General features: G+C 37.7%; 21 protein-coding genes. 18 read left to right on the forward strand and 3 right to left on the reverse strand.

Going from position 1 to position 24,108, the window contains the following annotated elements; genetic code table 11:
* Positions 1–188: 188 nt before the first annotated feature.
* The 9 genes from CD004_RS01645 to CD004_RS01690 all read left to right on the forward strand — a co-directional run bounded on the left by CD004_RS01645 (position 189) and on the right by CD004_RS01690 (position 12,450).
* A complete protein-coding gene (locus CD004_RS01645; RefSeq protein ID WP_102261170.1) occupies positions 189–2,906 on the forward strand; it encodes an AAA domain-containing protein in 2,718 nt (905 codons plus the stop codon).
* A 637-nt stretch (positions 2,907–3,543) separates the two neighbouring features.
* On the forward strand, positions 3,544–3,786 hold the full coding sequence (locus CD004_RS01655) for a hypothetical protein (protein ID WP_102261172.1): 243 nt from the start codon (positions 3,544–3,546) through the stop codon (positions 3,784–3,786).
* A gap of 904 nt (positions 3,787–4,690) precedes the next feature.
* Complete coding sequence (locus CD004_RS01660; protein WP_102261173.1) at positions 4,691–5,080, forward strand: hypothetical protein; 390 nt, start codon at positions 4,691–4,693, stop codon at positions 5,078–5,080.
* A gap of 456 nt (positions 5,081–5,536) precedes the next feature.
* Positions 5,537–5,701 carry a hypothetical protein gene (locus CD004_RS24240; protein ID WP_233434925.1) on the forward strand — a complete coding sequence of 55 codons (165 nt, stop codon included), beginning with the start codon at positions 5,537–5,539 and terminating at the stop codon, positions 5,699–5,701.
* Complete coding sequence (locus CD004_RS01665) at positions 5,676–6,272, forward strand: hypothetical protein (protein WP_233434926.1); 597 nt, start codon at positions 5,676–5,678, stop codon at positions 6,270–6,272. The genes CD004_RS24240 and CD004_RS01665 overlap by 26 nt, the downstream gene beginning before the upstream one ends.
* 501 nt (positions 6,273–6,773) lie before the next feature.
* Positions 6,774–8,225: a hypothetical protein gene (locus CD004_RS01670; protein ID WP_218973333.1), complete on the forward strand. Its 1,452-nt coding sequence runs from the start codon at positions 6,774–6,776 to the stop codon at positions 8,223–8,225.
* Complete coding sequence (locus CD004_RS01675) at positions 8,222–9,322, forward strand: hypothetical protein (RefSeq protein ID WP_102261174.1); 1,101 nt, start codon at positions 8,222–8,224, stop codon at positions 9,320–9,322. Before CD004_RS01670 ends, CD004_RS01675 begins: the two co-directional genes overlap by 4 nt.
* Positions 9,323–9,983: 661 nt before the next feature.
* Positions 9,984–11,447 (forward strand): coiled-coil domain-containing protein, encoded by a 1,464-nt coding sequence (locus tag CD004_RS01685; RefSeq protein WP_102261176.1) that lies wholly within the window; start codon positions 9,984–9,986, stop codon positions 11,445–11,447.
* Between the two features lie 214 nt (positions 11,448–11,661).
* Positions 11,662–12,450, forward strand: a complete 789-nt coding sequence (locus CD004_RS01690; protein WP_102261177.1) for a hypothetical protein — start codon at positions 11,662–11,664, stop codon at positions 12,448–12,450.
* Positions 12,451–12,602: 152 nt separating this feature from the next.
* Here CD004_RS01690 and CD004_RS01695 read toward each other — a convergent pair whose 3' ends face one another.
* Positions 12,603–13,406, reverse strand: a complete 804-nt coding sequence (locus CD004_RS01695) for a nuclease-related domain-containing protein (RefSeq protein ID WP_102261178.1) — start codon at positions 13,404–13,406, stop codon at positions 12,603–12,605.
* Between the two features lie 223 nt (positions 13,407–13,629).
* Here CD004_RS01695 and CD004_RS01700 point away from each other — a divergent pair, with 223 nt between their 5' ends.
* Positions 13,630–14,376, forward strand: a complete 747-nt coding sequence (locus tag CD004_RS01700) for an endonuclease/exonuclease/phosphatase family protein (RefSeq protein ID WP_102261179.1) — start codon at positions 13,630–13,632, stop codon at positions 14,374–14,376.
* Between the two features lie 227 nt (positions 14,377–14,603).
* On the opposite strand, the gene CD004_RS01705 is transcribed toward CD004_RS01700, so the two are convergent.
* The gene (locus CD004_RS01705) at positions 14,604–15,119 is read right to left on the reverse strand and encodes a CBO0543 family protein (RefSeq protein WP_102261180.1); all 516 of its coding nucleotides are present in this window, start codon (positions 15,117–15,119) and stop codon (positions 14,604–14,606) included.
* A gap of 297 nt (positions 15,120–15,416) precedes the next feature.
* On the opposite strand from CD004_RS01705, the gene CD004_RS01710 reads away from it, so the two are divergent.
* Positions 15,417–16,022 carry a hypothetical protein gene (locus CD004_RS01710; protein WP_102261181.1) on the forward strand — a complete coding sequence of 202 codons (606 nt, stop codon included), beginning with the start codon at positions 15,417–15,419 and terminating at the stop codon, positions 16,020–16,022.
* A gap of 66 nt (positions 16,023–16,088) precedes the next feature.
* Here CD004_RS01710 and CD004_RS01715 read toward each other — a convergent pair whose 3' ends face one another.
* Positions 16,089–16,901 (reverse strand): MBL fold metallo-hydrolase, encoded by an 813-nt coding sequence (locus CD004_RS01715; RefSeq protein WP_407657675.1) that lies wholly within the window; start codon positions 16,899–16,901, stop codon positions 16,089–16,091.
* A gap of 423 nt (positions 16,902–17,324) precedes the next feature.
* On the opposite strand from CD004_RS01715, the gene CD004_RS01720 reads away from it, so the two are divergent.
* The 7 genes from CD004_RS01720 to CD004_RS01750 all read left to right on the forward strand — a co-directional run bounded on the left by CD004_RS01720 (position 17,325) and on the right by CD004_RS01750 (position 23,963).
* Positions 17,325–17,957: a DUF5381 family protein gene (locus CD004_RS01720; RefSeq protein WP_158651456.1), complete on the forward strand. Its 633-nt coding sequence runs from the start codon at positions 17,325–17,327 to the stop codon at positions 17,955–17,957.
* A gap of 77 nt (positions 17,958–18,034) precedes the next feature.
* A complete protein-coding gene (locus tag CD004_RS01725; protein WP_102261184.1) occupies positions 18,035–18,541 on the forward strand; it encodes a DUF5381 family protein in 507 nt (168 codons plus the stop codon).
* A gap of 141 nt (positions 18,542–18,682) precedes the next feature.
* Positions 18,683–22,282, forward strand: coding sequence for an AAA family ATPase (locus CD004_RS01730; protein WP_102261185.1), 3,600 nt, complete (start codon positions 18,683–18,685; stop codon positions 22,280–22,282).
* Positions 22,279–22,716, forward strand: coding sequence for a hypothetical protein (locus CD004_RS01735; protein ID WP_102261186.1), 438 nt, complete (start codon positions 22,279–22,281; stop codon positions 22,714–22,716). The genes CD004_RS01730 and CD004_RS01735 overlap by 4 nt, the downstream gene beginning before the upstream one ends.
* Positions 22,717–22,728: 12 nt before the next feature.
* A complete protein-coding gene (locus CD004_RS01740) occupies positions 22,729–23,316 on the forward strand; it encodes a hypothetical protein (protein WP_102261187.1) in 588 nt (195 codons plus the stop codon).
* 12 nt (positions 23,317–23,328) lie between these two features.
* The gene (locus tag CD004_RS01745; protein WP_102261188.1) at positions 23,329–23,529 is read left to right on the forward strand and encodes a hypothetical protein; all 201 of its coding nucleotides are present in this window, start codon (positions 23,329–23,331) and stop codon (positions 23,527–23,529) included.
* A 14-nt stretch (positions 23,530–23,543) separates the two neighbouring features.
* Complete coding sequence (locus tag CD004_RS01750; protein WP_102261189.1) at positions 23,544–23,963, forward strand: hypothetical protein; 420 nt, start codon at positions 23,544–23,546, stop codon at positions 23,961–23,963.
* The last annotated feature ends 145 nt before the right edge of the window (positions 23,964–24,108 follow it).

The raw sequence follows: 24,108 nt of genomic DNA on the forward strand, positions 1-24,108 counted from the left end.
ACCAGGTTACTAAGCATAGGAACTTATCCTATGTTTTTTTTTTATGCAAACACACTATTCTAGGCTTCTCAGCCAAATTTGTTAGCTCATTAGGGCTTCAACTCTTTATTTTATTCTTTTGTAAATATAGTATTAATTTGGAAGGGTCTTTCTGATTTCGAAGTAATAGATTAGAGGTGCAATAAAACTTGGATAGTGAACATAACCTTATCTTAATCAAGAATGTCGATAAAACAGATCAAATTGATTCTCTTATTTATACTAATGGAAAATGGCGTGTCAGGTTTAAGAATAATAGTAAGTTCTATGAATATAACTATCTAAATGTAACTAAACTTAAAGATCCTAAGGTTCTTAAGGCTGAATCGACGATTGTCTACGATAAGGATATTCCGTGTTACGGACTTGAAAAGATACTAGACTTTGGTGACTATGTTCGTCTTATTTATAAGACGGGCTATAAAAAAGTAGTGCCTAGGACAGATGTCAGGATTGAAGAGGCTGATTTAAAGGGCGATGCCCAGAAATGCTTAGAGTATTTAAGATCACTTGCAGACAATATTGGCGGAAAGTATGATGGTGAGCCCAGTTATTTAAGCAAGGAGTACAAAGCTCTATCCACCACAAGTCCACGGAGTGTGCTTGCTGCTTATTTGAAAGGCAGGGATCCTGCGAGAGAGAATAAGCAGATATCTCCTATCTTTCCATTTGGATTTAATCTTAGTCAAAAGGCTGCGGTAGAGAAGGCGATGGTGGAGCAGGTTAGCTTAATCGAAGGACCACCTGGTACCGGTAAGACACAGACAATCTTAAATATCTTAGCTAATGCTGTAGTAAACGGGCATACCGTTGCTGTGGTTTCGAATAATAATTCCGCTACTGCGAATGTTGTTGAAAAACTTCAAAAGTATGGAGTCGATTTCATAGCTGCCTATCTTGGTAAGAACGAGAACCAGGAGAGATTTTTTGCAGAGCAAACAAATACATTGCCTGACTTTACAGGCTGGATTCTACCAAATGACGAATTCCGAAACATTAAGAATGAATTGAAAGAGTCTCAACGAAAACTTAATCAAATGCTAGGCTATCAAAATGATTTAGCGGTTGTTCAGCAAAGACTGGGCGAGTTCACAACAGAGCAAAAGTATTTTGAGGAATATTATAAAGAATCCAATTTTGCACCTATTCAATTGAGCACCTTCGTAAAATTGAGTGCCGACAAAGTTCTTAAGATCTTAATGGATTACAATCAATATTCTGACACAGGGAAATTTACGCTAAAGGAAAAGTTGTATAATTTTTTTGCATACGGCATATACAATTTTAAAATTTATCAGCATTCCGTTGAGAATCTTATTTCGTTTTTACAAAAATTATATTATCAATTAATCATTAAAGAGCTTCAGGATGAGAAGGCAAAGTTACAGGAAAAATTAGATTCATATAATTTTAATGAAGCAATGAAAGAGTTCAGTGATAAGTCCATGACTCTTTTTAAGGCTGCTCTAGCTGAGAGGTATGGGAAATCACGAGACATCTACCGAAAAGACAGTTTTAAAAAAGACTTTCATAAATTCATAAAAGACTATCCTGTTGTTCTTAGTACTACTCATTCTTTACGAAAGTCGGCAGTTGAAAACTTTCTGTTTGACTATGTCATTGTAGATGAGGCTTCACAGGTAGATCTTGTGGCGGGTGCCCTTGCTCTTTCATGTGCTAAGAAAGCAGTCATTGTAGGGGATACTAAACAGCTTCCCAATGTGGTGACAAAGGAAGATGCCCTGGTTGCAAAGGGTATATTTGAAAGAGCAGGTCTTGATCATGCATATAGTTATGTTGAGCAAAGTTTATTAACTTCCATACTTAATCTATATGGAAAGATTCCCAAAACGCTCTTGAAGGAACACTATCGTTGTCACCCTAAGATAATTGGGTTTTGCAATCAGAAGTTTTACAATAATGAACTAATTGTCTTGACACATGAAAAAGAAGATGATAAACCGTTAATTTTATATAAAACAGTCAAAGGAAACCATGCAAGGGGAACTATAAATCAGCGCCAGATTGATGTAGTTTTTGAGGAAATTATTCCAAATAATAAAGTTAACATAAGAGAAAATTCTGTAGGGCTTATTTCCCCATACCGGATGCAGGCAGATAAACTACAGGCGACTGCGAAGAATCATGAAATTCAGGCTGATACGGTGCATAAATACCAGGGGAGAGAGCGGGATATTATCATCCTAACAACGGTTTCAAATGAAGTGAAGGCGAGCGACTTTGTGGATAATCCAAATCTAGTTAATGTTGCGGTATCCCGTGCCGTTGATCAGCTAATAGTGGTTGTATCTGAAGGCAGTGAAGAATGGAAAGGAACCAATATTGGGGATTTGGTTAGATATATTCAATATAACAACTTCGAGATAATAGATAGTGAGATTTACTCTGTTTTTGACCTACTTTATAGGAGTTACTCCAAGAAGCTATTAAAAGAATTAAAGAGCAGCAAGAAAGTATCAAAATATCAATCGGAAAATTTCATGAATAACGTCATTGACAAAATCCTAAGTCTGCCAGAATTCCAAAATCTTAGCCACGTACTTCATCAGCCGTTAAGAATGTTAATAAAAGATACATCCAAGCTCACACAAGAAGAAAGAAAATATGCATTGAATGTATTGACCCATACAGATTTTGTAATATTTAATAAAGTGGATAAAAAACCTGTTCTAGTGGTAGAAGTCGATGGCCATGCTTATCACGCAAACAACCCGATCCAGCTAAAACGAGACCGAATGAAGGACAGCATTTTAAAGAAGTATAACATCCCTATAATTAGAATGGAGACAACGGGAAGTAATGAAGAAACACGGCTCCGTGAAAAATTGCAGGAGGTCTTGAGATGATGTTTTAAACCCTCTAAAAATTTTGAAAACCCACATGCTCACACTGGATTAGGTGCAGTATTTGTGGATCTTGGACTTTATGATGAAGCTAATTATCACTTTGAACTAGATGGGACAAACCCTATCAATTTCCTTTATAATCAATTCCGTAAATACGATAGCATGGAACTAGTTGAAAACGCAATTAAATGTCTCGAGCAAATACTTACTTACCAACATCTCATGTGTCGCCACAAACACTCAACACATTGTGAAGCGGTTGCGAAGGTTGTACTTGCATAAATTTGAGAGCCTTATCCTTTGAACTGTTCCCCCGTTTAAGGACAGTTTAAAAAAAGTGCCTATGCAGCTAATAAGTGACCCCGGTATTGTACCGGGGTCATTTTATTTAAGCCCCACACTCCCTAAAAAAATATTATTTTAATTTATATTATAATATATTGGAAGATTTAACACATTTTGTATTGTGAATTATCGAAAAAATTACTTATAAACTTTGTCGAATTTATGTTTAAGTTGTCAGTATTTATCGATAAGTTATAGTTCTTTTTTTAAGAAAATTTTGGCATAATTTAATATGGAGTCTTGAAATGAACATTTAATAATGGGAGAGGAGGTTTATAGGAGGAAATTAATAATGACAATCACACCGCATGCCCATAAGCGCATGAATGAAAGGATTACGCCAATGGGATTCAACTTTGCAAGAAAGTTTGCGAAGGATGAAATTAAAACAGGCACACCTAGCTTTACCATATATAAAGATGGGAAACGAAAAACAAAGGTGATCAATAACGGGATTATCTATATTGTTGATGAGACCAATAAGTGTAATAAGATAGTCGTGACAGTATATCTTGAATCCGAATACCAGGAGTGATGAACATGTTCAAACAAATTAAAAAGCTGAGAACCAATCCACCAGATGTATAGTTACATAATACGGAATGCTAACGAGAAAAAATAAAAAATACTAATACTTTGTCTCTCTCATTATTCTTCAAGACTCCAACTAATAATAATGAGCAGATAAGACAAGTATTAGTAAAATAGAAGATTATATTAGAAAGAATGATACTAAAGTGAGTTAGGAATAAAATTTATTCAAATGGGAAAGTAACTTAAATATAAGCATAATAATATTTTTTGATATACCATAAATTAATTTGTATAAGTCTGTCTGTTTTCAAGTGTAAATGCAGAATTAAACAAAATTAATTAATAAAGTTCTTCATTAAAAATTTATTTCTGAAGGTTTTTATCAATAAAGAAAAGGTCCTAATTAGATCATATTAAATGACTATTAGGGCCTTTTTATGTACGGAAAACCAACTAATTTAATAATGAGCAAAAAAGAAAAGTTTTTAAGAGAAAGTAAAAAGCATACTTCCGGTGTTCTTTCAGTAAACTCACCAGCACCACACATGTTGCGACATGGACACTCTGGACGAATTTTTGAATTTACCTTCGCTACCAGTGTATTGTTTAAAGCAAAATAAAATTCCTAAAGAAAATAATCTTCTGATAATGGTAAAGACACATTTGAAAATGAATATGAAAACAATTGGTGACAGTTGAAGTGGTTTTAAATTTCGAGAAGACTATTTGCAATCCTGCGATGTAATGATGTAATGTGAAAAGTTAAGGTTTCAGTTGAAAAAGAAAGTTTTTTCTATGACTGTTATAGGAAAAAATCCATAAAAAGAGCATTTTTGGAGTTTGTATATAATACCTTTCCGTTATAAAATTTAATTTAAGTAATTTATTGGAAGGTGGAGGCTGCAATGAAAGAACAACACAATTTTATTATTAAATATGTTTATGAAGATTGGTTCGAAAGAGAAGATAAAGATTATGAGGTTGGTTTCAATAAAAAGTATAAAGATGTACATTTTCCTGTAGGTGGTAAAATGTTAATCTATGTTGTTGGGTATAAGATTATCGTAGGTGCTTACTATGTAACGGGTACATTTTTTAGGAACATGTCTGAAAGTCAGCATCCATTGAGACTTCCAATTAAAAAAATATATAGAATAGAAGAAGATAGGCCAGCAATTAGTTCTAATCAAATTAGAAAAGTAGTACCTGGTTTTAAACCAAACGAGCTAGTTAGTTATTGGGATATAACAGAAGATCAATATAACAAATTAGAAAATATGTTAATTAATGCGTAAACTCACCAGAATCCCATGTGTTGCCACATACACTCCACGCATATTGAGTGTGGAAGTGAGACATAGGGAAGGTTCCAGCACCTCATTTGGAAGCCGAAATAAAATGTTAGGTTGCCAAAATAAGCTAAGGTTGAACGAGCCGTTGGCAATTATCAGTTAGTAATTAGTATACTTGTAGAGTATAAGTAAATTGTCAGAAGTCCAAAGAGAACGATAAGCAGTTCACACTGCTTATCGTATTTTTTTGCCCAAACCAGCCAACTTTCCTAAAGACCACCTATCTAATCATTCACAAAACCGCCACAATCCTTTCTCTCCCACCCTGTCCTTTCCACCCTTCCATCCATATATAAAGGGTGAAAGGGTGGTGCATTAGCATGACAATTAAATCGGCGATTATTGAGAGTTTTGCGGAGTATTCAAAGTTTGGTTCGTTGAAGGAGTTTAACAATCATTTTGTGGATGGCGGATAAGAAGCGTTTTTTCAGTAAGGGTGAGTTGATCGGGTTGAAGCGGCTGGCTCGTTTTGCTGCGAAGGTTCCTGGTGGGGCGAATGCCAAGATCGGGACGGTGCTAAAGGCGATTTATGAGGAGTATGGGGATTTCCCGTTCTACTTTTAAAAGGATGATCCTGAAGGCTAGTGAAATTGGTATTTTTACTGTATATGAAACTGCCCGCAAGAATGGCTCACAGTCTAGCAACCTGTATGTATTCAATCGTTTCCCGGTGAATAAACTACCGGAAGGTGATCAATTGAGCCACCAATATAAAACTATCATTCCTTCTGAAACTAACATTAAAAAGAATAATAAACGTGAAGAAAAGGCTGCTGAAGAACAATCTTCCGAAATCACAGAGTTAAAAGCCGTTGATGAAAAAGCACCTGAAGACCATCTTTTTGTGAGTGACCGGGTACCAAGCGATTTCGTCAATCATGTAAAATACTTTTACCCATCTGCAAAACCAATCGAGGAATTCTGGCGGATGAGCATAGTCGCTGCCTACCGGAACAACTATGAAAAAGAAACAGATCTTCTGTTATCACTGTCCCTTGACTCCTTCAAACAGCTCGTCCGGAAGCTAAAGTCGAAGGTGGAAGTGAAGAATCCAATTGCTTATTTTACCGGGATTTTGAATAAGAAGTTTCAGGAGCGTTATTTTGAGGAGCTTTTTGAAATGCAAGTTTGTTAAACAGATAATAGCAGAGCGTTCTATAGACAAAATTATGACGAGTGAAATATGGTCACAAATAAAGAATGTATTAGAGACAACTTTTTTAGTATTAGCTGTTAAGATAGCTCTGTAATATAATGGGTATATGCAAATATTGTAAAAAGAAGTGATTCGGAATGAACGAGGGTAAGATTCGATTTGTTATTTTAAGAGAAACTGATAATGGTACTTTGTTTAAGAATGTCAAAGGGAATAACTTTAACCGGTAGGACCAATACAAAACTAAATATTTTAAGGAAGATATAATAAAATTTTTTGAAGTCACTGAATATACAAACATTACGGTAAATGTGGATTATGATATTATTACTGGTTGGCTATAGGGTGAAGTAGAACCAGTCACTATTGATGGTGAGAAGAAATTTAATTCTTACAATGAATTTCGGTTGGATTCGGAGTGCATAATTACATACACGATCTTAGGAAGAACAAAAATAAGTGATTATGAGGTGTGCATAGGTGGGTGAGATATTTAGAGAAAATCAAAATACAAAATTGTTGCTTGAGATGGGCGTTGTGGATGGTAAATATGACTTCACATCGTCTATTGTCGCAGCACTAAATCAAGCAGAATTAGAAATACATAATTTAGATGAAACAATTGAGTCAATTCAATGCCTAAAGCCTAATTGTGATAAATTGGACTATATATTAGCAGGGAGTTCAGGTGCATTGTGTGGCATCCTTGATATTTTCTTGGTTGGTAAACCTGGAGAATCGCCTTTCGGAGATATTACTGATAAATGGTTTGCTAATCGAACAACTGATTTTGCTAAATTGTGCGGATGGGAAGATAAAGGAGAGAACTCTTTGTCTTCAGCAATCCGTTTTCTTGAAAAAAAGTTTAAAATTCCATATGACCAACGTGGAGTTGGTGACGCGGCAAGTTTTGTTTTTGGTTTAACTCCGACAAATCATCATTTTAAATCGCTCGCACATAATCCTAGTTTGCTTGGTTTGTTCTTTTCAATATTAGACCAGTTTACTAATTCTTCGCATTTTATTTCCGGTGGTGAACTTATATCTTTAGCTGATGCAGATGGGAAATTCGAGTTAAGAGGAAACGACATACCAAGCAAATTATACTGTGCATTTGCTAATTGGTTTGGTCATTTAATTTCTGATATGTCAGGCTCATCAGGTAGTAAGGGCCGTGGAATGGGGATTCCTTCTCCTTTATGGACATGGACAAATGATATTATTGCAATAAAAAGGTCGTTGAATATTCCTGTGTCACAGTTCGATAACTCAATAAACGAGCTAGCTATAAATATATATAAAGAAGGATATGATGCTCGATTCCAGTCGACTCAAGCCATTCCAGTTTTTATAAACGAGATGTTAGTTCGATTTGTTTATGCTATCAGAAGACTAATAAAATATTTTGCTGAAACCGATAAAGAAACTCGTTCGTTTTCACTTATGTGGAAAAAGTGTGAGCCTTTTTCAAATCCAACTGTTAAAAGAATGTTAACTGTAGCACATGGGACGTTTTGCCTTATAGATATAAGTGATGCTACTGTTCGTGGTTTTGTAACAGGTGCAGGAACTTTTAATCCTACTGAGTTTTTCTTGCGTCTTAACATCGTAGGGGTTGGACGATTTACTATTTCCTTATACGGTGAAGTTAAGCGTGAAATTGGCATACAAAAAGCTGAAAGAGAAGTAATCTTTGCGAAAAAAGAAAAATTAGTTGTAGAAGATTATATTGAGGGACTTAAACTATTATCGGAACTAAATGAAGATAAAAATCTTTTGAATTTTATAACTGATTTCAAGAATAGTGATATGTATATACACGCTTTTGAAAAATCTGTGATGTTAGCTAAAAAGAGAAATGTGCCAAATAATGAAATATTAAAAAATAAGATGGAAATAGATTCTTATTTTTTGGGAGGAAATAAAACGTGAGGAAGAAAAGATCAAATTTACAGATTGCTCAAGAACAAGCTGAATCTACCATCAAAAATACAAATGGTAAAATAGAGGAGCTTGGAAAATATACTAGCAATCTTTATACTGCATTAAACGATATTCAGGTGTTATTTGATAAAATTAGAAACGTGCCAAGTCAGAAACACTTGGAATATAAAAAACTAAAAGAAGTTCGTTTGAATTGGAAACAACAGGTTGAAAAAATCGAGTCAGATTATAAAAATGCTGTCGCCAAGAATGCTGGAAAAGGTATAACAGGTGTTGGTGCAGGTGTTGCAGTAGCCGCCCTGGGTCCTACTGCTGCAATGGGAATAGCTACAAGTTTCGGTGTTGCCTCAACAGGTACGGCTATATCCGCTTTGAGTGGTGCTGCAGCCACTAATGCTGCATTAGCGTGGTTAGGTGGTGGAGCACTTGCCGCAGGTGGTGGCGGTATGGCAGCTGGAAATGCTTTCTTAGCCCTTGCTGGACCTGTTGGTTGGGCAATTGCAGGCATTGCACTTTTGGGTAGTGGACTTCTTTTTTGGAAGACTAAAAGTGATAAGAATCGACTTGAAAACATTTTTACATTGATAAGTAAGCGAGATAAAAAATCATATGAACTTGCAATTGTCGAGCTTAATGAACGCATATCTCGTATAAAAGACGAAAGTGTTAAACTCAACGATGCGGTTGAAAAGATAGAATCCTTTGGAGTGGATTATAATCAAATGACCGAAACTCAGCAGTATGAATTAGGAGCTTATGTGAATTTGATGTCAGCATCAACACAATTGCTTGTAAATCCAATATTAGGTTTGCAACCAAAGTATAATGAAGAAGACTTCAGCAAATTTATTTCTGAAGGTAACGGAAAAGCTAATGAAGTTTTATGTTCCTCACATAAAGATTTGATAATCGCATTATCAAATCTTTTATATAAGATTAAATTAGATGAGAAGGATAAAAAACTTTTGTGGAAGTCCTTTAGAAAGAACAAGAAGTTCTTATCATCAATGAATATCTCGAAGAAAGAGTTTGATGATAGAATTCTTGATGTAGTTTGCGAGGCTCTTAATTTTAGGTACTGTTAAACGTTATTATTGATATCCAGTAAAAAAATATAGAGTATATGTTCTATATTGGATAATCATGACGATTACACGGCTACGGCAAATATTATTACAAAAGGTTCTACATAGACAAAGGGAAGGTTCTTGCGTCTAATAAAAATGAATTATGTAAATATTAGAGAAGGTGAGAATCGTCCCTCTGTCTCTCAATCAGCAATTGAACATAGATGCAGTGGTTGATCACATGCTGGATGATCAATCCTTGTGGGATTATGTGCCTGGTTTATCAGCCTGATCGCTGCTTCCTTAACAAAGAGGTATATCAATAAGGAAATAAACCAAAAGCAATACTTCACTATGCTAACAGTGTTCGGAGGAGCAAGTGTGGCGAAAGTATCAATTTTTATTCCCCTAATGTCAATCACGGGTATGAAAGCAATCGCGGGAGCAGCTCTTTTTATGAAAATGGCGTTTTCTGTGAAGAGTGCTTATACAAGGTAAGAGAAACTAAAAGCGGATTTAAAATTTGGAACTTTATTATTTGAAAAGCTCATATCCAGATGAGCTTTTTATTATTTTTAAATAAAACAGACTATGTATGCTATCCTAATTTACAATTATCCAATATTTGTCGATATATATATTGATATATCTAACAAAATAAACTATTGAAGAGGAACAGATGAAAAGCTTTATTGAAGATATAAAAAAAGAAATGGTTCCAAAAATTAAGCTTACGTTTGAAAAAGGGCAAAAGGTATTGTCCATTTTATTGAACAGAATTGATTTTCAATTGACAAGAACTTTAAGGATTTTATTGGAACAACAAGAAAAGTTAAAGCAATATCTTATTAATAGAGATAAATTACTAAAGGAAATTAATAGAAAAGAACAAGAAGTAAATCAATTAAGAGAAAAAATTAATGAATTAAGCAATGATCATAATTCTCGAGAACTTGACTTATTAAGGAATGAATTAAGCTCAAAATTAGATGATTTAATTTCTAGCCAACGAAGTTATTACGAGTTAGAACAAAAAATTGAAGATAAACAAAAGAATATAAATAAGCTTACTCAAGATAAACAAAGACTTGAACAAGATAGGAATTTAATTAGATCAAAATATGACGAAGCTAAGTCAAAGCTTAAAGAAAACGAAAATAGAACCAGCCAGTTAGAGATAGAAATAAAAGAATTAAGAGAACAAGCTCTAATTTATGAACAGCGTTTAAAGGAAAGTAAGACAAAAGAGGAAATAGAGAGATACGAAACGTTATTAGCGGAGTTGCAAAACAACTATGAAGAAAAAATTAATGAGGAAAGTAGATTAAGAGAAGAAAATAAACACTATAGGAAAGAGTATCAGGAACTAGAAAAAAGCTTATTATTGAAAATTACCGAATTAAGTAAGTTAAGTGGAGAACTGAATCAAGCGAATATTCTGTTGGAAGAAAATAAGAAAGAAAAGGATTTAATAAAATCTCAACTTCATATTAAAGAGAATGAACTCAAAAAGTCCAATAATCAAATTGGAGCGTTGGAAAAGAAAATAGAACAATTAAGACAATTAGAGAAAAATTACTTAGAAATGTACGAAACTTCAGTTGCAGAGACACAGAATGCGAACAAGTTATTAACGGAATTACAGGAAACTTTCACCAAGGATTTAATAGAATACGATGAACTTCTAAAGGAACTCGAATATGAATTAGTCGATAAACAAAATGAAATTTCAATTATTAAGGCAGATAAGGGTGAAGCTGTTGTTTTAACAGAAGAAGAAAAGGCGGTCTTGGAAAGAGAATACGAGCCAAGATTCGTATTGTTATATAAAGATTGTAAATTTTATCCGGAATTCTTTAGTGATTTCTTTCAAGTTACATCTTCAGACCGTTTGAAGATAGAGGCGGCAATAGCACAACTTAATTACCACTACCCTTTAGCTATCTCAAGAATTCGACAGAACACTATACAAACGAAGAAAAAAAATATTCTTGAATATCCCTTTGGAACTGACTCTGTAGGAAGGATTTACTTTTCTAAAGAAAACAATGTAATTCATATATATCGTATCAGTAGAACGAAGAATGGAAGAGGTAATTTAACGCAAGACAATGTTATTCAATGGTTGAAGAGGAAATTATAATCGTATTCTAAAGATGGAGCTACTTATTTTTTTATAATAGATAAAGAAGCTATTTAAACTGGATACGAGGCAGTCTGAAAATAGGTAAGATGACAATACAAATTACTTTAAGTTGAATATGGAAACCAAAATCTCTGAATACCAGAAATTGAGTTTGAATATATGAAAATCTGTTATATAGATATATAAAAATAATGAGGAGAAGAGAAAAATTATGCCAGAATATAGAGTTAATAAGAAGCAAGCTTCCAAGAATAGAATTGTTATTACCATTATTTTTGCTTTGCTTTGTGCCTCCGTTGGATCAGCAGGAACATATATGCTCTTGAAAGGTGAAAAAAAAGTAGTTAAACCAACGACAGCAATAGAAGGTGAGGTCATCATAGAAAATATCGCATACGATAAGGTAAGAGAAATCAGCAAACATTTCGGATATGAGGATGTTCAAGACTTCAATTACACTGAAGATGACACTTATGAATTTTTAAAAAATCAAGATGATGATATTTGGCTTGAAACAACAGGCAAAAAATTCGGTAAGTATCTTTTCGGAAAAGAATACAATATTCATTTGTTTGGTTATTTTATGCTTGGTTATGATTTGAAAAATATAGAAAAAGAAGATTTTTATTTTGATGAAAAATCCAAGATTTTACACATTAAAGCACCAGCATTAGAATTAGCTTATATTCCTATGTTTGACAAGAGTTATTTTGATAGTTTTGTAGGAGTATTTAGAAAGGAATACACTGAGGAGTACCGAAAGTTGATTTATGAAGATGCGATAAATCAAGGCATCCAAGATATCCTTGATGATAAAAGCAAAGTTCGTGAAGGATACAAATTAACAAATGATTCTCTTAAAGAAACATTATTCGACAAATCAGAGTTAAAAAAACATGTCAGAGATATTGTTTTTGAAAAGTCCGATCAAGAATCAATTATAAGAGTAGAAGAAACTAGAGAAGCGGTTCTTGGTGAAAAAAAAGAAACGGAAAAGTAAAATTCATTCTATTTATAGCGTAAATAAATAAAATAAAAACTATCGACAAATTCGGTTTCATCGAGTTTGCCGACAGTGACTATAATTCATATATCTAACAAAAGGCTTGGGAACATCCCAAGCTTTTTTCCTTAATAACCTTTTAATAACTGTTAATAAACATCCTTCTGATGCTCATAACAATAAATCTTCCCATTGAATTTTTGGTTTGATAAACAATATGATTTAACTTTATCTGACACGGAATTATTACAGATTGAACAAGTTGCTTGAGTGGTGGTGTCTGTAGTATCAGCCTTCAATGCCTGCTCGTGTGCTCGTTTAATGGCAGGGTCTTTAATATTTACATTTAAAAAGACATCGTAAATCACAGAAATCTCCCTCTCGCTTAAGAGAGGTTCTTTGTGTTTAATCTTTAATACGGAAACTTTCCGATGAATGAACTCAGATAGCTCGATATCGTAGACAATGAGTTCGTTTGACTGTATTTTCCGGAAATCTAAATCAACTTTAAATGTAGCTCGCTTAGTAAAGGAAACAAGTGATACAAAGAACTCCTTATACTTTTGATCAATCAAGGATGATAGTGCTTTTATATGTCCGTAGTTTTGGATAAACGGGTTCATCATTTTGAACTTTCCATTGACTGACCATGTTTTTCTGTCTTTCCCGCCGTAAATCGTTCCTTGATAGTTTTTCGTTTCAATTACAAAGATGCCGTATGGTGTCAGCACTACATGGTCGATTTGTGAATAACCTGACTTTGCCTTTGGGTTCTTGATTAGCAGGTCACTCAAGTAGCGGCAATCCTTTGACAACTGATCTAGCTGTATATCAATTTTGTATTCTCCAATTTCCCCTTTTCTTACGGCAACCTGTTTTGGATTGGTAGTTCTCGCTTTTTCAGAATGTGTCTCTGTCTTCTGCTTCTTCAAGAAATTTAGAAATAATAACATGATCCTTCTCCTTGCTGTTAAGTATCCTCTCTTATTCTTTCGTTCTAATACCTGCTATATTTAAGCTTTTATTTGATATAATGGAAAAAATAACTAAATTTTGATTAGAATGAAATGGACAGTACTTTCGCATAACGGGATGAATGAGAGTTATAAGATGGGAAATATCGTTAGAGGAACAAATATAAATACATTTTAGGGATAGTGTTGAAGGAGTTGTAACATGAAGTTAATTACATGGAATGCTTCAATGAAATTTAGGGATAAAATTGAAAGTTTACTCCCATTCAATGCAGATATTTTAGTAATCCCAGAATGTGAAGCTCCAGCGAAATGGAGAGCTAGTAACCGCCTTCAAGAGATTAATCAATTCCTCTGGTTCGGTGACAATTTAAACAAGGGAATCGGAATATTAAATTTTAATGATAACCTTCATATCGAATTACATCCATTCTATAACAAAGAATTTCGTTATATTATTCCTTTAATCGTTACTGGTAAGCAGAGTTTCATTTTGTTTGCAGTTTGGTCTCAACTTACCAAAAGTAGATTTGATAGTTACATAGGACAAGTTTTTCTGGCTTTGAATTATTATGAATCATTACTGAATGAGCCATGTATCATTGCAGGTGACTGGAACAGTAATAAAATATTTGATCATATTAAACGGGTTGGGAATCACTCCGAGGTAGTTGACCTTCTGGACAAAGTAAATGTTAGGAGTGCCTATCATCATTCTCATAATGAAGAACATGGACTTGAAACTCTGCCAACGCATTACTTTAGGAAGGACAAAGCTAGCCCATTTCATATAGATTTTATTTTCGCTTCCGAATCTATTCTTAAACAGACAAGTAAGTTGGAAATTGGGTCGTACGAAGAATGGATTAAGTTAAGTGATCACATGCCGATGTTCTTGGAACTTAATCCAAGTGTAGCTGAATTTCACGAGGACGAAACTGTATCTTGATGATTGGGCTAAGGAGACGGTTTAAACGTTTCGTGAGACAGTAGAACCGTCCCTTTGTCTCTTTGTTCCAGCGTCCCCAAAAAAAAATAGTGAGTTAGTGAAAGTGTTCCTGCAGCCCTGTTATTTTCTTTTCCTTAATTTTTCTAAGTACAGTGCCATGCCTATGTAAATGCTAAAGAGAAAAATTATGAATAATGGAGTGGATAGAGAATCCATCGCATCACCTTCTATTTCAAATCGTGTAACGCTGGGTGAAAAAACAATAAGAGAACTGCAATAATTGGTGCGGACACCAGGAATGCTGCTAAGGTGTTCTTGAAGTGGATTTTAATGACAATGAAAGTAATGATGTTGAATAAAATTGACCACCAAGTATTCCAGCCATTTTCATAAACAAACAGTCCCTTTGCCTGGAAGAGTATTTCTATGACAGAGAAATACGCCACCCAAATCATTACATATAAAGTTCCTTTAAACTTTCCTTTTGGAAAATATTCAAGGTAAATCATCAACACGACAGGCACAATTAAAAATGTAAAGGCAATCTCGATCAGTGTGTGATTTAGCCAATCTACGGTAACAGCTTTATACTTCCATAAAGTATGTTGATAAAAGAGGAAGTTATATAATAAATTACAGATAATATAGAACTGAACCGTGGGGTAGTATTCCTTCCACCTTTTCCAATTCACAAATCTTTTTGCAAGTGCAATGTATACCACAATGACCAATAATAAATACATGTCTACAAACCTTCTTCTACCTTTTAATAGAATTCTCTCCAAAAAGAATCCTTCTTAGACTCGATGTGAGGCATATCAAGGGACTAGTGTCTCATAATTGTGTTTTTAAGCGAATTTTACTAAAACGTTACGGAGCAAGGGGACATACCTTTTGCTCCCTTTTCGTGATCGATTTTTGGACAGCAAAAGGTCCATCCCTCTGCTTCTATAATCTCGCTCTTTTCATAGATTTGTGAGTTGTCTTATATGAATTAGGTCACTCTATTAAGAGAGATGAACGAAGAGGAGGAGTAACATATGAAGCGGATTTTCAAGGCTGGATTGGGAATGACGGTTTTGCCTGCTTTGATTGTTTGTTGTGGGATTTTCTTATTTGCTCAGGGAGCTCTAGCCGAAGTGGGGGCTATTCAAGATCAGCAATTAAAGAATGTAACCTATATTAAATCAGAAACGAAGCCGGACCCTGAATTGGAAGAAGCGTTCAGTACAGAATTTGGGATTAAACGAGGAGAGGACAAGGTGCGGTATTATTATAATCGCATTGACTTGAACGGGGATGGAGTTTCTGAGACATTTGTCTATCTGACAGGTCCTGTTGTGTGTGGTACAGGAGGCTGCAGCGGCCTTGTTCTAGAACATGCCAATGGCGGATATGAAGTCATCTCCCGTTTTAGTTTAGTCAGATCGCCTGTCATAATCAGTAAAGTCGAAACAAATGGCTGGAAAGACATCCTTATGTATGTTGCCGGAGGAGGGATTGAACCAAGTTACCGGGTTTTAAAGTTTGATGGGAAAACATATCCTTTTAACCCCTCGATTCAACCTGAAGTGGAGAGCGAAAACATAAAAGGAATTGGAATCATCAGTGATGATATCACGAAAAACACAGGGATTAAATTTTAACGGAACAAGGGGATGTCCCTCGTTTCAAACGTCTTGTAGAAAACTTGATGGACTGTGACCAGTTCTTTATTGGTGCCCGCTTAAAATGGAGCTTACTATGTGCCGGGAGTCCCACTCGCCTCCGGAGAACTTTATGATCGGGTACTTTTTAGGAAATAGTTTTTTACATATCTCATTGGCAGATTCACCTTTTTCATGGAGCGTGAGGACATCATGTTGGATGGACTGCAGGTAATCGAGCTTGCGGGTTAGAGCGGCGCGCCCATTTTCTATGTATCCTGCATGACTGCAAAACATCTCCTCGAAGTCATAGGTTAATACCCGTTTTAAGGAGTCGATGATTTGCGGGATGCTTTCGTCTGTCATCACCACCTTGGTGCGCTCCTGAACAAATAAATCACCCGTGAACAATTGACCTGTTTCCCGATTTAAAAAAGTCTTATGATCATGCGCATGGCCGGGCGTGTCGATGGCATCCCAGGTTGCGGTGTTGGAAGTGAATGTATCGGGCATTGCTTGAGCGAGGAACGGTTTTCTCCGTCCCCAGAAAAGCTGCCGGTATAAGGGATAATCCGCCTTCTCGCTGCAAGCCTGAATGGACTTTTGGTTTAAATAGATAGGATGCTGTGTTGATTTGGCAACATATGCGGCACAGCCCGTATGGTCTTCATGAAAATGAGTCAGCATCACCTGATGAAAATTCACCTCATTGATGAAGGCTTCAAAATATTTTTTCAAGGATTGTGCCCCAGTATCAATTAAAATCCCGTCTACGGCATAACAATAAACATTTAAAGCTACACCCTGGAAACGGACTTTTCCATTCATAAAGGTAACCCCGCTTTTTTCACCTTTCAATGCACTTTTTTTCAAAAGCAATTTCATCACACCCTCATCTTTAAATCTTCTGTTAAAGTAACTATAACTCAAAATGGATTAAATAGAATATCAAACCATTATCGTTTCTAATAAAAACCATACTTTTCTCTACCCACGATAACTGTGCTCGTTAGTTGCAGAACTGAATTCTGGAGAGAAACTTATTTTTACAGTGGTGAAGAGGGTTTTTGTTAAGAAACCAGGTTTAGTCAGCGGAAGTATTGGGTAAAAAGACCTTGATTTCTAAATGGTTAAATCATCCTTTTAACCTATATTCAGGAAATGATATTTAATTAAAAAACATTCTCAATTATAATAAAGTATGGAAAACTTCACCAACTCATTGGTGTTGTTTGTAAATTTTTTAAACAGGAAGTGACGGTCCTTGTCTTCAAAAATTGTATTCAACATCAATGAAGGGGTTTGAGTCAAACGATTAGCAGACTGCAAAGTATCGGGAATAGGGTTTCCGGAGTACGAAGCAGCGTTGATCCACGAATACTCGTCGCAATGGAGGATCATTGGGAAAGATGCAATATGGAAAATGAAATTCAAGAGAATAATATAAAAGTTTACGATAATCGAGTTGAAGTAGTCTATACCAGCGGAGGGGCAGGCTGTATGCTGATTGGCGGTGGATCTCTGTTGGTAGCATCTCTCTTTATTTTATTGTACATAGTCCCTACTTCAGGGTTGGTTAGGTCTTTTACCGGAATTATCATTGGAGTAATTGGCTTATTGTTTTTTGGAACGATGCTGTTAAAGGTTTTAAGAGCCGTACTAACCGGAAAGGCAGTATATACAGTTCAGAATGGGTATTTTAAAGGAAAAAACAAGGCAGTCCGGATTGATGAAATCACAGATATGAAATGGGCTGGCAGTTCATTGAAGTATCTGGCAATCAAAACGACAAACAAAAAGACCATCAAATTATCTTCTTACAATCTCGTTCCAGAAGAAAAAGTGAACAAGGTGATCGAGGATTATGTAGTTCCATATGCAACTCCAGAATTTAAGGAGAACTGGAATAAGCGTATGAGCAATAGAGGCGCATAGATTTATAGAAGCTTGCAGGCTAAAGCGATTAGCACTGTAAGCTTTTCTACTATATGGATGTGAAAGGTGACCTTAATATGGAAGAACATAATATAAAAGTTTCAGAAGGAAAGGTCGAGATCCTCTACACAAATCCAGGTGCCGGCTGCATGCTGTCATCTGCTTTATTTGGCACTTGGCTTTCTGCCTTTGTTCTGTTTGTTGTAGTGCCTGATTCAGGTTTCGTAAGAGGCTTTTTAAGTATCGTGATCGGATTGATCGGACTGATTTTTTCCGGCTCCATCTTACTCAAGCTCATAAGTGTCATCCTTTCAGGCAAGATCTTATTAACGATTGAGTCTGAATTGTTAAAAGGTCGTAAAGAAAGTGTTCGAATTAGTGAAATCAAAGATATCAAATGGAGCGGATCCAGCTTAAAGTACATTGTTGTCCAAACCACAAACAAAAAGAAAATCAAATTTCCTACGTATAACCTGGTAGGCGAGGAAAAGGTGAACCAGGTTATACAGGACTATCTAGTCCCACATGCGACACCTGAATTAAAGTCGAATTGGGAAAAGCGCATGGGTAATAAAGGAGCTTGAGTGTGAGACTCAAGAAAAATACCAACATGTAAGACAGCGGCTCCGTCCCGCTGTCTTTATTATTTGGAAAATTTAATTGTAATTGTTATTTATTGGTTTAAAATTATTAGTAGTAAATTATATGTAAGGTGAGGTTGGATCATGGGTTTCCAAAGATGGCTTCGTATTTTACTGCCTGAGTTTCAGTTAGTTGATTATGTGCAGGCGAAGGGATTCAGGGGCAAGAAGCAGAAGTTGGGCGGACAGGCGCAGGCGATGGTTCATCCTGGTGCGTTGAGAACGGAATCGGTTGGTGGCAGTCCTCAGCATGTTCCTCATTCTGCTGGTGGTGTCGGGGAAGTAGTGAAGGATGCTAAGTACGGTATGAAGCAGATGGGCTTGAATCGGTCCAATGAAGAGTTGGATACGATTTTTGCTGAGATCAAGAAGGAACTGAATAGCAGGATTTTGCGCCAGGGAGCATTCATTGATGAGCTGCTAGTTTCATATAAGAAAGCCTTTTTTAAGAGAGAGAAAGGCACGGTTCAAAATACGATCCTGCTGGCAGGGCCAGCGGGGACTGGAAAGTATACGACATTGCAGCTGCTGGTCGATCAGCTTTATAAGAAAAAACTTGTTCCTTATAAACGGGTTGCGACGATTGATTTGCGGAATTACACAGAGGAGGATATTCACAGCAATTTCGTCCTGGATTGTTCCGCTGCTTTTGAGTATGGAATTGGGACGGTTTGTTTTCTGGGAATGGATAAAGCCAATGCAGAGGTTCTTAAGTATGTTTCCAGGCTGGTCCAGCAGGGCTATTTCCGGACATCAAACAGTCTGATGGTTGATGCCTCCAATTATTTTCTTGTTTTTTACAGTGATGTCGATTTGAAAGAGGAAGTGCATGGACAGCTTCCTGCTGAGGTAGCGAATAAAATCCCTTCTCCTATTTTAAAAGGAGTACAATCCTATGCGATTTCAGCACCGCTGATGCCGGCGGATGTCGAGGCGATTTTAAGAGGGAAGCTTCAGGCTGCTGCCCGCAGGCTCGAAAGCCAAACACAGCTGAATGTATCAATTCAACAAGATGTTTTTCCAGGTTTGGTCGAACGGATTATGGTGACAAAGAAATATGGTGAAGCAATCGAGAGTTTGGTAGAAAAGGATTTTTATCAGGGGCTAGTCGATTTAAGGTCAAGAGGAACTTTACTGGCGGGAGACTTCGTCCAGATTCAGCTGCAGCAGGATGATTTGCTGGCGGCAAAAGGACAGCAAAGCTTCTTATTAAAATCGATTCCAATGGTGGAAGAGGAAAAAATAGAAGACCTGCTTGAAGAGCTTAATGCTTTGACCGGTTTGCATACGGTAAAAAGAGCGGTTCATGAACTGCTGGAAACGGTGAAGGCGGAAAAGATGAGGCAGGAGGCCGGGTACAAGACGGCTGGCAAGATGGCGATACATATGGTGTTCACCGGGAATCCGGGAACGGGGAAAACAACCGTAGCGCGGCTCGTTTCTCGGATTTTAAAAGCGATGGGATTAATTTCCCAGGGACAATTGGTAGAGGCAGCGAGGCAGGATCTTGTCGGGGAGTACCTTGGTTCGACTGCGCCTAAAACCAATGCAGCCATTGAGCGTTCTCTTGGCGGCGTCCTATTCATTGATGAAGCGTATGCCCTGTCGAGAAATAAGCAGGATCCGTTTGGAATGGAAGCCATTGATACTTTGGTAAAGGGAATGGAGGATCACCGGGACAATCTGGTCATGGTCCTTGCCGGATACACGAATGAGATGGAGGATTTCCTGAAAATGAATCCCGGTCTTCAATCGAGGTTCCCTTATATTATCGAGTTCCCGGATTATACTTCCGAAGAGATGTATGAGATTTTGGAAGGGATGGCGAAGGCGAAGGACTTTACAATCGACACGGCCATTAAAGAGCAGCTCCTTGAGTTATTTAATTCCAAACAGATTTCCGGGCGGAATGATGCCGGCAACGGACGTCTTGTCCGCAATATGCTGGAGGATGCGATCCGGAAACAAGCAGTGCGCCTCAACCAGGAATCAGGTGCGCGGGATTATAAGCTTTTAACAGCCGAGGATTTCGGCATTGCCGAGCGCCCGCAATTCGAGCTGGAGCCAGCGTTTGCGAACATCATTGGTCTCGATAATGTGAAGGACTTTATCAGAAGCCTGGAAAAACAAATCCGTGCGAATGAAAAGCGGAAAAAGGCCGGGATTCTGACTGAGCAGACTCAGACTTTAAATATCGTATTTTCAGGAAATCCGGGAACAGGAAAGACGACGATGGCACGAATGCTTGCCGAGATGCTTAAATCGATGGGGCTTTTGAAAAGAGGGCATCTGATTGAAGTGGACCGGAGCAATCTCGTGGCCGAATATATGGGTCAGACAGCGGTCAAAACTACTGAGGTTGTCCAGTCTGCGTTAGGCGGGGTTTTATTTATCGATGAAGCTTATAGTCTTGTGGAAGAAGGCGTACAGGGCGGAGGCTTTGGTAAAGAAGCAATCGATACCCTCGTCAGATTGATTGAAAATCACCGGAACGACCTGGTGGTGATTCTGGCTGGATACACCGATGAAATGGAGCAGTTTTTGCGAAGTAATCCGGGGTTGGGCTCACGTTTTCCATTGAAGATTGAGTTCCCGGACTATACAGCGGAACAGCTTACGAGGATAACGGAAATCCAGGCAAAAGCAAAGGGATTCAATCTCGATGTCGATGTGCAGCAAACGTTAGCCCAATTTTATGAGAAAAAGCAGATTCCTGGGAAAAATGACAGCGGCAATGGGCGTTTGGTGAGGAACACGCTGGAGGCTGCAATCCGGAACCAGGCGGTCAGGATTGTTGAGGCTGAGAATGTCAGCCCAGAAGAATTGAACCTATTGAATATTGATGACTTTGGATTGCTGGATCATCAGCCGAAAGTTAATGCATTAAAAGAATTGGATGCCGTCATCGGTCTTGATGAGGTTAAAACATTTGTCCGTTCGCTATCCGCGCAGATTGAAGTGGCGAATAAAAGAAAAGCGATGGGACTGCCGGATATGGGTGCCCAATCCCTGCATATGGTTTTCAAAGGTAACCCGGGAACTGGAAAAACCACGATAGCGAGGATTCTTGCCCGAAGGCTGAAGGAGCTGGGGGTTATCAAGCTGGATCATATCGTGGAAACGGATCGTTCCGGACTTGTCGCAGGCTATGTGGGCCAAACGGCTCTTAAAACGCGTGAAGTTCTGGAGAAGGCACTGGGCGGTATTTTGTTCATCGATGAAGCTTATGCTCTTATGGGTGATGGACAGGATTTTGGACAGGAAGCGATCGATACAATTGTCAAGTTCATGGATGATCATCGTGAAAATATGATTGTGATTTTAGCAGGTTATGAGGAAGATATGGAACAGCTGCTGGATTCGAACGCAGGCTTGCGTTCAAGATTCCCGAATGTGATTACCTTCCAGGATTATTCTGTTGATGAGCTGGTGGAAATCTCTATCCGTATTCTGAAGCCAAAGGGTTATGAGTTGAGCCCTGATGGAGCGGAGGCTTTAAGAGGCATATTTGCTCGAGTTGAGGGCGGAGTTTCTACGGGCAATGGGCGTCTGGCCAGAAATATCTGCGAAGCAGCGATCCGCCAGCATGCGTTGAGGCTGAGCGAAATTGACCAGCCAACGATAGAGGATTTAACGGTGCTGAAGCATGAGGACTTTTTACAAGCTGGAGGTGTTGCAAGGTGAAAAAGATCATCAAATTTTTATGGGCTCTGTTTTTCTATATTTTCCTTTTCCCTGTTACGATCCTCGTCATTGTCTTTGGGCCGCTGATGACCTTCCTGGATCTCCTTGATGTTTATAAATTGGAAGCTCCAAGACTTGGGATGGGCTTAGGTGTGATTGCTTTTCTGGGCTTCATTCTCTTTTTATCGATGAAGTACCATTCGTTGAGTTGGATTTATCGAAAGTTCCCAGTGCTTCTGCCATTCTTCCAGATGTGCTTCGTCAGTTTTATTGTGATGGATCTTAGCCTGACCTTCGCAAACCTCTGGGCAGACCGGATGATCATTGGGAAAACTGTTGCCATCGGTTTATCGGTGCTTACCATTTTGATAGGAAGAGCGTTTCTATCCTATTGGTATTATAAGTACCCGATTAGCTATAAGATGGTTCGTTAAGGGGGAACTACGATGTTGAAAAAAGGAAAGAAAAACTCTGTTCATGAGATGGATAATCAAGCGGGGTTCGACGAAGAAGAGCAGCCGGAGATCATCTACCATGAACATAGCCATAGAAAGTCTGTCTTCTTTGGAATTATTTTAGCGGTGGTATTGGCGATTGGGTTAAGCATGATTTCTGGAGGCTACACTTCAGAAGGAAGCGCAGAGGAGGTAGTCGCCAATCGAATCAGCAAGTCTACGATGGCAGGGGAAACCCCGTTCTCAGATGAAACGAATGCAGGAATCACCGCCAGGGATTTCGAGGTCACCGTTGGGGATTCCGGTGGTGACGCGAAAATGCTGATCTGGGATTTCAACAGTGAAGACAACGATGAAGTCCAGATCCTTGTGAATGGGCAGCCGCTGAAAGAGAAGCTCATACTGGCGCACAATCCTGCCGCCATCTCGATTCCCGTTCCAAGCACCGTGACGGTAAAGGGATTGAAGGACAATGGAGGCGGCATATCATATGCCGTCAAGTTCCCGAATGATAAAGTGACTTACTATAATGTCGTGAGTGTGAATGCGGGGAATACCTATACTGTTAAACCGTTGTAGGTAATGGAGAGCTTGAAGAATCCATCGATTATTCCATTGGGAGTTAACGTCGAAAAGGTGCTTGAATTTCTGGTCACCAACAATCGCCTTGCACCTGAAAGTATCCTAAGTGGTTTTCCTCACCCTTCAGGTGGGAATGGCCACCGCCATCGCCAGTTTGCTGAAAATAAAGCGGTGATGGTAAATACATTGAATTCGTATTTCGAAAAATAACGGAGGTGCCTGGCATGAAACAATATTTAAAGATTTTCGTCCATACTGAGATTAATCGGGTGAGCCGGCTGCTTGAAGAAGGCTGGGAGCTGATTGAAACTAGCAAAGTCCAGTATCCAGATGGGGGAGAAGGGGTGGAATACCATCTTGGCCTTCCAGCGGAAACGCGAATCAAGCAGCTAATGGAAATCATCAGGACTTACGAGAAATATGGTTTTAAAAGCGATTTGATCCATGATTTTGCACAATCGAAAAAGGAAGACCTTCTCAGCTATACAACTGATCCGGAATTGTATATGCCAGAAACCCCTGTCACAAGGTTCCTCACGCTTTACGAAGAAGCAGTCAATGGGAAAACGGTGAAGTACTACAAAAGAAAAATGCATCCTTTTGATGATCCCGCATTGGACAGCATTGATATCGAATTGGATTAGGATTAAGAGGGTTAATCCCTTGTGAGCGGATGTTCTGTAAATTGGGTTGTCTCTACATTCAGATTGTAGATGGCAGCCCTTTTTTATCATGAATAAATGGGAAATCATGTTACAATTATTAACTGGAATATATAGGGTAAAAGGG

Origin of the sequence: Mesobacillus jeotgali (assembly GCF_002874535.1) — a bacterium.
Classification (GTDB): Bacteria; Bacillota; Bacilli; order Bacillales; family Cytobacillaceae; genus Mesobacillus; species Mesobacillus jeotgali.